Origin of the sequence: Nocardia sp. NRRL S-836, assembly GCF_001279525.1 — a bacterium.
Taxonomy (GTDB): Bacteria; Actinomycetota; Actinomycetes; order Mycobacteriales; family Pseudonocardiaceae; genus Lentzea.
This window is the reverse complement of sequence record NZ_LGDY01000131.1, coordinates 17,904-29,935: the sequence shown is the minus strand read 5'-3', so window position 1 is coordinate 29,935 and position 12,032 is coordinate 17,904. Positions and strand designations below refer to the sequence as shown.

Below are 12,032 nucleotides of genomic sequence, written 5' to 3'. Positions count from 1 at the left end.
CCCTACGATCGCACCCGTGAGCAATGTCGAGGCCGAACCGGCAGAAGTGACGTGCACCTCCACGCCCGGCGGGGTCGAGGTACTGCAGCCGCGCGACGTGCCGCTGGGCGGGCCGCGGGCGATGTCGGTGCGGCGCACGTTGCCGCAGAAGCAGCGGTCGTTCATCGGCGCGTGGTGCTTCTGCGACCACTACGGCCCGGACAACCACAAGATGGACGTGGCGCCGCACCCACACACCGGGCTGCAAACGGTCAGCTGGCTGTTCACCGGCGAGATCGAGCACCGCGACAGCCACGGCGTCCACGCCTACGTGCGTCCCGGCGAGCTCAACCTGATGACCGGCGGCCGCGGCATCTGTCATTCCGAGGTGTCCACTCCGGCGTCCACGGTGCTGCACGGCGTCCAGTTGTGGCTCGCACTGCCCGAAACCAGTCGAGACGCACCGCGTGATTTCCAACACCATTCCCCGCTGCCTGTACGAATGGGCAACGCGACCGTCAAGGTCTTCCTCGGGGAACTGGCCGGTTCGACGTCACCGGTGAGCACGCACACGCCGTTGCTCGGCGCCGAGATCATTCTCGAACCGGACTCGGAGATCACCTTCGACGTCGACGCGGGGTTCGAGCACGGCGTCCTGCTCGACACCGGCGACGTCAAGATCGGGGACACCGCCCTCACCGCGGGTCAGCTGGGGTACATCGGCACTGGTCGGAGCACCCTGACCCTCTCCTCGGCAGTGGGCGCGCGGATCGTTCTGCTCGGCGGGACGCCATTCGGTGAAGAGATCGTCATGTGGTGGAACTTCGTCGGCCGCACCCACGACGAGATCGCCGCCTATCGCGACGAATGGCAGGCCGGGACCGAGAGGTTCGGCCGTGTGGAGGGTTATGCCGGCGAGCGGTTGCCCGCTCCGCCGCTGCCCGGTGGCCGTCTGCGCCCGCGCGGCAACCCCGCGTAACCAATGTCAAACGTCATATTCGGATGCCTTGAAAATCAAGAAACGATCAATTTTCCTGATTGAGGCATCCACGGAGGTTGCCGGACGTCCAAGGGGGCATGAAGAACGTGACAAGTGTGGGTGCCGAGTCGGTCTTCGCCTTCATCGCGCCGTCGGGGCGCCCCATGCCCGTCGACGTCGAGCTCGGCTACCGCGCCGACGACCCGCACGCGGTGACGATGACGTTCCGCATGGGACGCCAGGAGACGGTGTGGCTCGTGAGCCGCGATCTGCTCGCCGACGGCCTCATCACCACGGCCGGCGCCGGTGACGTGAAGCTGCGGCCGCACAACTCGACGACCGCGGTGCTCGAGCTGCAGTCCGACGTGTCACACGCCGTGTTCCACGTGCGGTCGTCCGAGCTGCAGCAGTTCCTGAACTCCACCTACGACGTCGTCGCGCCCGGTCAGGAGACCGACCACTTCGACTTCGACGTCGAACTGCGCAAGCTCCTCGGCTAGAACTGCCGGGTGAGCATCGACCTGAGCGCGCTCTACCGCGACCTGCACGAGCACCCCGAGCTGTCGTTGCAGGAGTTCCGCACCGCCGGAGTCCTCGCCGACGCCCTGCGATCGCTGGGCTACGACGTCACGACCGGGGTCGGCGGCACCGGTGTGGTCGGCGTGCTGCGCAACGGCGAGGGCCCCACGGTGCTGCTCAGGGCCGACATGGACGCGTTGCCGGTGCGTGAAGAGACCGGTCTGCCCTATGCCAGCACGGCGCGCGCGGTGGACGCCAACGGGGACGAGCAGCCCGTGGCGCACGCGTGTGGCCACGACATGCACGTCACGTGCCTGGTCGGTGCGGCCGAGGAGCTCGCCGCGACGCGGGAGCAGTGGTCCGGCACGCTGCTCGTCGTCGGCCAGCCCGCCGAGGAGCTCGGCTGCGGTGCCCGGAACATGGTCGACGACGGCCTGTTCGAGCGGTTCGGCAAGCCCGACGTCGTGCTCGCCCAGCACGTCGGGCCGCTGCCCGCCGGGATGATCGCGCACGGCAGCGGGCCGTTGATGGCGGCCAGCGACTCGGTGGACATCACGCTGCACGGGCGCGGCGGGCACGGGTCGTCGCCGGAGAGCGCTGTCGATCCGGTGCTGATGGCCGCGCATGTCGTCGTGCGGTTGCAAGGCATCGTCTCGCGCGAGGTGGCGCCCAGCGAACGTGCGGTGGTCACGGTCGGACGGCTGCACGCCGGCACCAAGGAGAACGTCATCCCGGACACCGCCGAGCTCGGCGTCGACATCCGGACGTTCGACGACCACACCACCGGCGTCATCCGCGCCGCCGTCGAACGGATCGTGCGCGCCGAAGCCGCCGCCTCCGGGGCTCCGCGCGAGCCGGAGTTCGAGTGGCGTGACGCCATGCCGCGGCTCGTGTCGGACCCGGAGGCGACCGCGCGGACCGTGGCCGCGTTCACCGAGCACTTCGGCAGCGACCGGCTGATCCCCGGCGCGGTGGTCAACGCCAGCGAGGACGTCGGCGCGTTCGGCACGGCCGCCGGTGCCCCGACGGTCTTCTGGTTCTTCGGCGGGATCAACTTCAACGCGCGCACGCCCGACCCTCTGCCTATGAACCACTCCCCAGCATTTGCACCTGATATACAACCCACGGTAAAAACTGGTGTTGACGCACTAGTGGTCGCGGCGAAAGCATGGCTCAACCGCTAGCCCAGAACTTTCACCCGAATGTGGCTATTACTTGAACGAAAAACAAGCCATAGCGTATTTGGCATGACCGCGATCACCTCTACTGCCTACAGCAGGGACCTCGGCGACGAGCTGCGCAGGCTCCGGGAAAAGTACACGAACATGACGGGAAGGGGCCTGGCCACGCAGCTCGGGTGGGATCCGAGCAAGGTCTCCAACGTCGAGAACGGCAAGGCGCGGGCGAGCGAGGTCGACCTCGTCCAGTTCATGACCGCCTGTGGCCAGGGCATCGACTACATCGACACCTTCCGCCGCCGCTACGCCAACGCCTTCGACCTCTACTTCGCCCAGGGCCCCAGCAACCTCCGCACCCTCATCATGACCGAGTCCATGGCCACGAAGATCACCAGCTTCGAGGTCCTCGTACCCCCTGGCCTCCTGCAGACGGAGAACTACGCGCGCCGGCTTTTCCAGGAAGCCGGCGTGACGCTGGCCGACATCGAGCCGGGCGTCCGTCTGCGCATGGAACGCCAGACCGTCCTACGGCGCCCTTTCCGGCCAGAATGCTTGTTCTACATCCATGAGCTCGCATTGCAACTACGACTGGGCGACGCCCAGGCCATGGAGGACCAGTACCTCCGCCTGTTGTTCAACACGCACATTCTCCGCATCATCCCCGCCCACATCCGCATCGCCGCCGTGCAGGCGAAATGCACGCTGTACGAGTTCGACAAGGCCGAGCCCCTGGTGTTCAGCGAGACCGGCACGGCCCAGGTGTTCGCCCAGGGCGCCGAGGTCGTCGCACGAGCCCGCCAGACCTTCCAGCGGCTGGATGCCGTCGCCTTGGATGAGGAACAATCGAAGAGCAAGCTGGCTGAGTACATCAGCTCTCTTCGAGAGGACCCTCATGCCCCAGGACCGGATCTGGCGTAAGAGCAGCTACAGCAGCAGCGACGTCGACAGTGACTGCGTGGAGGTCTCGCTGACCCGGGACGCGCTGGTGCGGGACTCGAAGAACGCGAGCGGCGACGTTCTCGCCTTCTCCGGTCCCGCCTGGCGCGCCCTGGTCGGCTGGGTCGCCCGGTAGGCCGTGAAGACCGCCCGGTGGCGTGCCCGATCAGCTCGGGCCGCCTACCGGGCGGTCAGTCCGGACTGCAGTGGCAGGAGCGGGGCCACGATCCGCCGGAACGGCCCGCTCTGCACGGTGGTCCCCACCGGGACCGCGAACGGCGCCGAGGCGTCGAGCACGTCGGGCAGCCGGGCGTAGACCGCCCAGTGCTCGTCCCAGGCCTGGATCACGTCGAGGTGACCACCGGGCAGGAACCGGGTCAGGTGCACTCCCGCCACCTGCCCGGTGCCACCCAGCAGCGGCAACAGCCGGAAGCCACCCTCCCGGCGCAACCTCTCGATCAGCTCCGTGCTCTCCATCGCACCGCCACGTCTCCTAGTGCTGGGTGGACGCCAACTCTGCACTCTCCCGATATGTGCGCACGGCCGCATCACGTTCGGGCCCGGTCCACCCGAGCGGACCAGCGACCAGATCCGCCACCCGGTCGACGACGGACGCGCCGCCGTCGAGGTGTTCCATGGCGATTCGCGTCCGCCTGGCAAGCACGTCGTCCAGCCCGAGCGCACCCTCGTGCGTCACCGCGTACACGATCTCGGCGGCCAGGTAGCCCGCCACGTCCTCGGCGAGCGCCGGGTCCCGTGAGATCAGCGCGAGCACGTCGGAGATCGCGGAGCCGTAGCGCCGCAGCAGGCGTTCCACAGTGGACGCGGGCAGGCCGGACTCGGCGGCGACACGCGTCCGGTCTGCCCACAGCTCTTGGTAGCCAACGGCTCCGCACAACGGCAGGCGCGCGGTCAGCGAGGGCGCGACGGCCTTGCCGAGACCGGCGACCGCGGCGTTGACGACGTCGGCGGCCATCACGCGGTAGGTCGTGTACTTGCCGCCCGCGATGACGAAGAAGCCGGGTTCCGGCTGGGCGACGGCGTGTTCGCGCGACAGCTTCGCGGTGTCGCCGGACGCGCCGTCCAGCAGCGGCCGCAGACCCGCGTACGTGCCGACCACGTCGTCGATGGACAAACTGTGCCGCAGCACGGCGTTGACGTGGTCGAGGATGTAAGAGACGTCCTCCGGTTCGGCCGTCACCGCGGCCGGGTCGCCGTCATACGGCGTGTCCGTGGTGCCGATGATCCAGTAGGCGCCCCACGGGATGACGAACAGCACGCTCTTCTCGGTCCGCGTGATCAGCCCGCCGTCGAGCTGGATGCGGTCCCGCGGCACGAGCACGTGCACGCCCTTGGACATCCGCACGTGGAACGGCGGGGTGCCCGGGCTCAGCGCGTTCACGGAGTCGGTCCACACGCCGGTCGCGCTGATCACCCGCCGTGCCCGCACGACGTGCGTGACGCCGGTCAGTTCGTCGCGCACCGACGCGCCGGTCACCTTGCCGTCCGTGCGCAACAACGACGTCACCCGAGCCCGTGACACCACGGTGGCCCCGTGCTGCGCGGCCGTGCGCACCAGCGTCGTGACGAGCCGTGCGTCGTCCATCTGCGCGTCGTAGTACCGGATCGCACCCGCAAAGGCGTCGGTGTTCAACGACGGGCCGATGGCGGCCATCCGCTTGCGGGAGAGGTGGCGGTGCATCGGCACCGCGCCCGCCCCGCCGATCGAGTCGTACAGCAGCACGCCCGCGCCGACGTACGCGCGTTCCCACTGCTTCTCCAGCGGGAAGAGGAACGGCACCGGCCGCACCAGGTGCGGGGCGAGCCGGCGCAGCAACAACCCGCGTTCCTTCAGAGCTTCGCGGACCAGCTTGAACTCCAGCTGCTCCAGGTACCGCAGCCCGCCGTGGACGAGCTTGCTGGACCGGCTCGACGTGCCCGCCGCCCAGTCGTGTGCCTCGACCAGCGCGACCGAGAGACCTCTCGACGCCGCGTCCAACGCGGCACCCGCTCCGACCACGCCACCACCCACGACCAGCACGTCGAACTCGGTGCTGTCCAAAGCGGCCAGCGAGTCCGCGCGTCGAGCCGGATCCAGCCTTGCGAACACCTTCAGCTCCTCAGCAGATGATCAGCGCAGATGATCAGCGGACGTCGGCGTCGACCCAGTCGAACGACTTGGTGACGGCCTTCTTCCAGTTGCGGTACTGGCGCTCGCGCTCGTCGCCCTCCATCGCGGGCGTCCAGCGCTTGTCCTCGGACCAGTTCGCGCGCAGTTCGTCCAGGGACGACCAGTAGCCGACCGCGAGGCCCGCCGCGTAGGCGGCGCCGAGTGCGGTGGTCTCCGCGACGACCGGCCGGATCACCGGCACGTCCAGCACGTCGGCCTGGAACTGCATGAGCAGCTCGTTGGCCACCATGCCGCCGTCGACCTTCAGCTCGGTCAGCGGGACGCCGGAGTCGGCGTTCATCGCGTCGAGCACCTCGCGGGTCTGGAAGGCGGTCGCCTCCAGCACGGCGCGGGCGATGTGGCCCTTGTTGACGAACCGCGTCAGGCCGATGACCGCGCCACGGGCGTCGGACCGCCAGTACGGCGCGAACAGGCCGGAGAACGCGGGCACGAAGTACGCGCCACCGTTGTCCTCGACCGAGGCGGCCAGCGTCTCGATCTCCGGCGCCGAGCCGATGATGCCGAGGTTGTCGCGCAGCCACTGCACCAGCGAGCCGGTGACCGCGATCGAGCCTTCGAGCGCGTAGACCGGGGCCTCGTCGCCGATCTTGTAGCAGACCGTGGTGAGCAGGCCGTTCTTCGACGCGACCTTCTCCGTGCCCGTGTTGAGGAGCATGAAGTTGCCGGTGCCGTAGGTGTTCTTCGCGGTGCCCGGCTCGTAGCAGGCCTGGCCGAACGTGGCCGCCTGCTGGTCGCCGAGGATGCCCGCGATCGGCACGCCCTTGAGGATCCCGCCGGGACCGCCGTGGCCGTAGACCTCCGAAGAGGACCGGATCTCCGGCAGCATGGACAGCGGGATGCCCATCTCCTCGGCGATCGTGGCGTCCCACTGCAGCGTGTCGAGGTCCATCAGCATGGTGCGCGACGCGTTGGTCACGTCCGTGGCGTGCACACCGCCGTGCGGGCCGCCGGTGAGGTTCCACAGCGTCCACGTGTCGGTGTTGCCGAACAGCAGGTCGCCGGCCTCGGCACGCTCGCGGGCGCCCTCGACGTTGTCGAGGATCCAGCGGATCTTCGGGCCGGAGAAGTAGGTCGCGAGCGGCAGGCCGACCTTGGCCTTGTACCGGTCGCCGCCGCCGCCGAGCGCGCCGAGCTCGTCGACGATGGCCTGCGTGCGGGTGTCCTGCCAGACGATCGCGTTGTAGACCGGCTCGCCGGTGTTCTTGTCCCACACCACGGCGGTCTCGCGCTGGTTGGTGATGCCCACCGCGGCGATGTCGCCGGTGTTGAGGTCGGCGGCCGAGAGCGCCTGGCCGATCACGAACCGGGTGTTCTCGGAGATCTCGACCGCGTTGTGCTCGACCCAGCCGGCCCGCGGGAAGATCTGCTCGTGCTCCTTCTGACCCACGGAGACGATGGAGCCGCTGTGGTCGAAGATGATCGCCCTGGTGCTGGTCGTGCCCTGGTCGACGGCGAGGACGTACTGCGTCATCGAAACTGTCCTTTCGGGATGGTCAGAACACGGTCAGAACGCGAGAGCGGACACGACACCGGCGAGGGCGCCACCGAGGAGCGGTCCGACGACCGGCACCCACGCGTAGCTCCAGTCGGAGTCCTTCTTGCCCACTGCTTCGCCATCAGTGCCCTTGTAAGACAGCGGCAGGATGGCGTGCGCGATGCGCGGGCCGAGGTCACGCGCCGGGTTGATCGCGTAGCCGGTCGGGCCGCCGAGGGAGGCGCCGATGCCGACGACCAGCATCGCGACGGCCAGCGGGCCGAGCTGCGTCGGGGTCTTGCCGAGGGCGAGGACCACGAAGACCAGCACGAACGTGCCGATGATCTCGCAGACCAGGTTCCACGCGTAGCTGCGGATGGCCGGGCCGGTGGAGAAGACGGCGAGCTTGAGGCCCTCGTCGGGCGTCTCGTCGAAGTGCGGCTTGTACGCGAGCCACGCGAGGACGGCACCGAGGAACGCACCGAGGATCTCGCCGGCGAAGTAGACGAGCGTCGAGCCCGCGGTGACCGGCACACCGGGTGCGAACTCGGACGCACCGCTGGTGAGGATGCCCACCGTCACGGCGGGGTTGAGGTGCGCACCCGACTTGTAGGCGATGTACACACCGGCGAAGACCGCGAGACCCCACCCGAAGTTGATCAACAGCCAGCCGCCGTCGAACCCCTTCGACTTGGTGAGCAGCACGTTGGCCACCACACCCGCACCCAGCAACAGCAAGATGCCCGTACCGAGCAACTCGCTGAGGAACACTGTCCCGAGACCCACGCTGGCCTCCCATTCGTCCTTGAACGGCTGATCACCCCGTGGTGATTGACGCGGAACGTAATGACCGGCGTCACGCCTGCTCAACGGACGCTGTTCGACAATGTCGACACCCACGGCCCCCGAACGTGTGACCGGCCGGTCACGCAGCGCGCAGACAACGCGTTTCAGGCTCGTTTCCAGGCGTGACGGACGCCGTAGGTGTTCGACATTGCCGACACGGGTCGTCTGAATTACGTTTCACGCGTGCCGGGACCCATCCAGTCGATCGAACGCGCCGCAGCCGTGCTGCGGCTTCTCGCGCGTGGGTCAGGCCACCACGGTCTCACGGAGATAGCCGACTCGCTCGGTCTCGCCCGCGGCACCGCGCACGGGATTCTCCGCACGCTGCAACGTGTCGAGTTCGTCGAGCAGGACTCCGCGACCGGCCGCTACCGGCTCGGCGCCGCCCTGCTGCACCTGGGCACCAGCTACCTCGACGCGAACGAGCTGCGTTCCCGATCGATCAACTGGGCCGACACGCTCGCCGCGCGGTCGGGCCAGGAGGTGCGGATCGGCATGCACCACGACGGCGCCGTGCTCGTCGTGCACCACGTGTTCCGGCCCGACGACTCCGTGCAGACCCTCGGGATCGGCGCGATGCTGCCGTTGCACGCGACCGCGCTGGGCAAGGTGCTGCTCGCCTACGACCCGGACCTGTCCGCGGCGGCGCGCAAGCGGGAGCTGACGTCCTTGACCCGCCGCACGATCACGCGCGCCCAGGCGCTGGAGCGGGTGCTGACCGAGGTGCGTTCGCAGGGCTGGGCCGGTGAGGCCGAGGAGTACATGCCCGGTGAGGCGAGCATCGCCGCGCCCATCCGCATTCCCGGCGGGCTCGTCGTGGGCGCGATCGGTGTCTCCGGCGCGGCGGACCGGCTGTGCGACTCCACCGGGCGGCCGCGCGCGACGCTGGTGCGCCAGGTCGTGCAGGCGGCGGAAGCGGTCACCACGTCACTGGTCGACGAGAACTGAGAGGCTTGGCGTGCAACGCTTCGTGATGGCGATCGACCAGGGCACCACGTCGACGCGGTGCATCGTGTTCGACCAGAACGCCCGGCTGGTCGCGGTCGCCCAGCGCGAACACCGCCAGTACCACCCGCGGCCGGGCTGGGTGGAGCAGGACGCCGTGGAGATCTGGCGCAACGTCGACCGGATCATGCCGCAGGCGTTGCGGCAGGCCGGGATCACCGCCGACCAGGTCGTGGCGCTGGGCATCACGAACCAGCGCGAGACGTTCGTGGCGTGGGACCGGCACACCGGTGTCCCGGTCGGGCGCGCGATCGTGTGGGAGGACATCCGGACCGAGGACCTCGTTGCCGCCCTGGGCAAGCAGCCGGGAATCGAGGAGGTCCGCGAACGCTGCGGCCTGCCGCTCGCGACCTACTTCTCGGCGCCGTCGCTGCGCTGGCTGCTGGACAACGTTCCGGGCGTGCGCGAGCGGGCGACGCGCGGTGACGTGCTGTTCGGGACGATGGACACCTGGCTGATCTGGAACCTCACCGGCGGCGTGAACGGCGGTCTGCACGTCACCGACGTGACCAACGCGTCGCGGACGATGCTGATGAACCTCAGCACCCGGCAGTGGGACCCGATGCTGCTGGAGTTCTTCGGGGTGCCCGCGGCGATGCTGCCGGAGATCCGGCCGTCGTCGGAGATCGAGGGCCGCACCACGCGGGTCGTGCCGGGCATCCCGATCACGGCGGCGCTGGGCGACCAGCACGCGGCGCTGTTCGGGCAGACCTGCTTCGAGAAGGGCTCGATCAAGGGCACCTACGGCACCGGCGGGTTCCTGTTGATGAACACCGGCAACGAGCTGGTGCGGTCGAAGCACGGGCTGCTGACGACGATCGGCTACCAGATCGGCCGCGAGCCGACGTACGCGCTGGAAGGCTCGATCGCGGTCGCGGGGTCGCTGGTGCAGTGGTTCCGCGACAACCTAGGGCTGATCCACTCGGCGCCGGAGATCGAGACGCTGGCGCGCACGGTGAAGGACAACGGCGGCTGCTACATCGTGCCGGCGTTCTCCGGGCTGTTCGCGCCGCACTGGCTCGCCCAGGCGCGCGGGATCGTGGTGGGGCTGACGTCGTACATCAACAAGGGGCACCTCGCGCGAGCGGTGCTGGAGGCGACCGGCTGGCAGACGCGCGAGGTCGTGGACGCGATGAACGCCGACCTGGGCGAGCCCACGCCGGTGCTGAAGGTGGACGGCGGGATGACCGCCGACCACCTGCTGATGCAGTTCATCTCCGACGTGCTGGACATCCCGGTGCAACGGCCGCTGGTGGCGGAGACCGTGTCGCTCGGCGCCGCCTACGCCGCCGGTCTGGCCGCGGGCTACTGGCCCGACCTGGAGGGCTTGCGCCGCAACTGGCACCTGGCCGCGCGGTGGAACCCGGTGATGGACGCCCGGCACCGGGAGGACGAGTACGCGAACTGGAAGCGGGCCGTGGAGCTCACGTTCGCGTGGGCCCGCTCCAGTCCGTCCACCTAGGAGCGGTTCCTGCTCACCCAGGCGGCGATCTCGTCGGCGTCGATCGGCAGCGCGTCCGACAGGACCTCGGCGCCGTCGCCGGTGACGACCAGGTCGTCCTCCAGGCGCACGCCGATGCCGCGCAGCTCCGGCGGCAGCGTCTCGTCGTTGGGGTGGAAGTACAGGCCCGGCTCGACGGTGAGCGCCATGCCGCGTTCGAGGATGCCCTGCTGGTAGGTCTCCTGGCGGGCGTCGGCGCAGTCGTGCACGTCCAGGCCGAGGAAGTGGCCGGTGCCGCAGACGATGTAGCGGCGGTGGTGCTGGCCGCTCGGGTCGAGCGCCTTGTCGACGCTGACCGGCAGCAGGCCCCAGTCGTGCAGGCCCTCGGCGAGCACGCGCATGGCGGTGTGGTGGAAGGCGCTGTAGTCGTTGCCCGGCTTGACTTCCGCGAGCGCGGCGACGTGCGACCTCAGCACCAGGTCGTACACCTGGCGCTGGGCCGCGCTGAACTCGCCGCCGACCGGGAGGGTGCGGGTGACGTCGGCGGTGTAAAGGGTCCTGGTCTCCACACCGGCGTCGAGCAGCAGCAGGTCGGCCTCGTTCACCTGGCCGTCGCACCGGGTCCAGTGCAGCACCGGGGCGTGCGGACCGGACGCGACGATGGAGGTGTATCCGGGGCCGTTGCCCTCCGTGCGCGCGCGACGGTCGAACGTGCCCTGAAGCCACCGCTCTCCCCCGCCGCGCACGGCCTGGCCGAGCTCGGCGGCGACGTCGAGGAAGCCCTTCACCGTGGCGTCGACGGCCTGGCGGAGCTGACCGATCTCCCAGTCGTCCTTGATCCGGCGCAGCTCGGACAGCACGGTCCGCAGCTCGTCGCTGTGCGAGCCGGTCAACGAGTCGAGCAGCGGGTCGACGCCCTTGGCGGTCAGCGTCTCGGGGTGGCGGCCCTTGAGCGCGTGCGCGAGGTCCTCGATCGGGCGGGTGGTGAGGTCGAGCGCCTCGGTCCACTGCTTCGGCCCGGCCGCCGCGCCGATCCAGAACGGGCTGCGGTCGGCGTCACCGAAGAAGTCGACCGTGTGCGCCTCGGACGGCGTCGGCACGAACAGCGTGGCGTCACCGTCCTCGATCACGACGACCGCGCCCTCGGCCTGGCAGCCGGTCAGCCACACGAAGTCGCTGTCCGCGCGGAACTCGTGGAACGTGTCGTTCGAGCGGACGTGCGCCCGTCCGGCGGCGAGGGCGATGCGCCGGCCGGGGAACTGGGCGGCGAGCCTGGCCCGATGAGCGGCGGCCGCCTCCTTCGCGCCCTGCGGGAGGCTGATGGGGTTGTCCCACTCGCCCCAGCCGTCGCGGATGTAGGTGCGGAAACCGTCCGCGTCCACCAGTTTCGCCATGTCGCGGCGTGTGCGGGCCAATTCTGGTCCTCTCCGGGTCGTTTTACCCACCAGCCTCCGTCGAACGGAGGGCGTGCGCCCATCCAGGTT

Annotated in this window: 12 protein-coding genes; 7 read left to right on the top strand and 5 right to left on the bottom strand. The window is 69.4% G+C overall.

Features of this window, described 5'->3' with window-relative positions; all coding sequences use genetic code 11:
* The first annotated feature begins 16 nt into the window (after nucleotides 1-16).
* The 5 genes from ADL03_RS36295 to ADL03_RS36275 all read left to right on the top strand — a co-directional run bounded on the left by ADL03_RS36295 (nucleotide 17) and on the right by ADL03_RS36275 (nucleotide 3,727).
* Nucleotides 17-958 (top strand): pirin family protein, encoded by a 942-nt coding sequence (locus tag ADL03_RS36295; protein ID WP_053738165.1) that lies wholly within the window; start codon nucleotides 17-19, stop codon nucleotides 956-958.
* A 98-nt stretch (nucleotides 959-1,056) separates the two neighbouring features.
* Nucleotides 1,057-1,458, top strand: a complete 402-nt coding sequence (locus tag ADL03_RS36290) for an SsgA family sporulation/cell division regulator (RefSeq protein ID WP_063798827.1) — start codon at nucleotides 1,057-1,059, stop codon at nucleotides 1,456-1,458.
* Nucleotides 1,459-1,467: 9 nt separating this feature from the next.
* Complete coding sequence (locus ADL03_RS36285; protein WP_053738147.1) at nucleotides 1,468-2,661, top strand: amidohydrolase; 1,194 nt, start codon at nucleotides 1,468-1,470, stop codon at nucleotides 2,659-2,661.
* Between the two features lie 63 nt (nucleotides 2,662-2,724).
* On the top strand, nucleotides 2,725-3,573 hold the full coding sequence (locus ADL03_RS36280; protein WP_053738146.1) for a helix-turn-helix transcriptional regulator: 849 nt from the start codon (nucleotides 2,725-2,727) through the stop codon (nucleotides 3,571-3,573).
* On the top strand, nucleotides 3,548-3,727 hold the full coding sequence (locus tag ADL03_RS36275; RefSeq protein WP_053738145.1) for a DUF397 domain-containing protein: 180 nt from the start codon (nucleotides 3,548-3,550) through the stop codon (nucleotides 3,725-3,727). Before ADL03_RS36280 ends, ADL03_RS36275 begins: the two co-directional genes overlap by 26 nt.
* Before the next feature lie 44 nt (nucleotides 3,728-3,771).
* Here ADL03_RS36275 and ADL03_RS36270 read toward each other — a convergent pair whose 3' ends face one another.
* The 4 genes from ADL03_RS36270 to ADL03_RS36255 are packed head-to-tail and all read right to left on the bottom strand — an operon-like array spanning nucleotide 3,772 to nucleotide 8,042.
* Nucleotides 3,772-4,068 (bottom strand): hypothetical protein, encoded by a 297-nt coding sequence (locus tag ADL03_RS36270; RefSeq protein ID WP_053738144.1) that lies wholly within the window; start codon nucleotides 4,066-4,068, stop codon nucleotides 3,772-3,774.
* Between the two features lie 16 nt (nucleotides 4,069-4,084).
* On the bottom strand, nucleotides 4,085-5,701 hold the full coding sequence (gene glpD, locus ADL03_RS36265) for a glycerol-3-phosphate dehydrogenase (protein WP_053738143.1): 1,617 nt from the start codon (nucleotides 5,699-5,701) through the stop codon (nucleotides 4,085-4,087).
* A 34-nt stretch (nucleotides 5,702-5,735) separates the two neighbouring features.
* Entirely contained in the window at nucleotides 5,736-7,253 is a 1,518-nt protein-coding gene (gene glpK / locus ADL03_RS36260; protein ID WP_053738142.1) for a glycerol kinase GlpK, read from the bottom strand.
* Nucleotides 7,254-7,286: 33 nt separating this feature from the next.
* A complete protein-coding gene (locus ADL03_RS36255) occupies nucleotides 7,287-8,042 on the bottom strand; it encodes an MIP/aquaporin family protein (protein WP_053738141.1) in 756 nt (251 codons plus the stop codon).
* A 243-nt stretch (nucleotides 8,043-8,285) separates the two neighbouring features.
* Here ADL03_RS36255 and ADL03_RS36250 point away from each other — a divergent pair, with 243 nt between their 5' ends.
* Nucleotides 8,286-9,050 (top strand): IclR family transcriptional regulator, encoded by a 765-nt coding sequence (locus ADL03_RS36250; protein ID WP_053738140.1) that lies wholly within the window; start codon nucleotides 8,286-8,288, stop codon nucleotides 9,048-9,050.
* 25 nt (nucleotides 9,051-9,075) lie between these two features.
* On the top strand, nucleotides 9,076-10,569 hold the full coding sequence (gene glpK, locus ADL03_RS36245; RefSeq protein WP_053738164.1) for a glycerol kinase GlpK: 1,494 nt from the start codon (nucleotides 9,076-9,078) through the stop codon (nucleotides 10,567-10,569).
* Here glpK (ADL03_RS36245) and ADL03_RS36240 read toward each other — a convergent pair.
* Nucleotides 10,566-11,942 carry an aminopeptidase P family protein gene (locus tag ADL03_RS36240; protein WP_053738139.1) on the bottom strand — a complete coding sequence of 459 codons (1,377 nt, stop codon included), beginning with the start codon at nucleotides 11,940-11,942 and terminating at the stop codon, nucleotides 10,566-10,568. The two genes, glpK (ADL03_RS36245) and ADL03_RS36240, sit on opposite strands and share 4 nt — an antisense overlap.
* Between the last annotated feature and the right edge of the window lie 90 nt (nucleotides 11,943-12,032).

Excerpts from the sequence above, each read along its gene's own strand:
- ADL03_RS36290 (WP_063798827.1), top strand. The coding sequence starts at position 1,057 with ATGAAGAACGTGACAAGTGTGGGTGCCGAGTCGGTCTTCGCCTTCATC.
- ADL03_RS36280 (WP_053738146.1), top strand. The coding sequence starts at position 2,725 with ATGACCGCGATCACCTCTACTGCCTACAGCAGGGACCTCGGCGACGAG.
- ADL03_RS36275 (WP_053738145.1), top strand. The coding sequence starts at position 3,548 with ATGCCCCAGGACCGGATCTGGCGTAAGAGCAGCTACAGCAGCAGCGAC.
- ADL03_RS36270 (WP_053738144.1), bottom strand. The coding sequence starts at position 4,068 with ATGGAGAGCACGGAGCTGATCGAGAGGTTGCGCCGGGAGGGTGGCTTC.
- glpK (WP_053738142.1), bottom strand. The coding sequence starts at position 7,253 with ATGACGCAGTACGTCCTCGCCGTCGACCAGGGCACGACCAGCACCAGG.
- glpK (WP_053738164.1), top strand. The coding sequence starts at position 9,076 with ATGGCGATCGACCAGGGCACCACGTCGACGCGGTGCATCGTGTTCGAC.
- ADL03_RS36240 (WP_053738139.1), bottom strand. The coding sequence starts at position 11,942 with ATGGCGAAACTGGTGGACGCGGACGGTTTCCGCACCTACATCCGCGAC.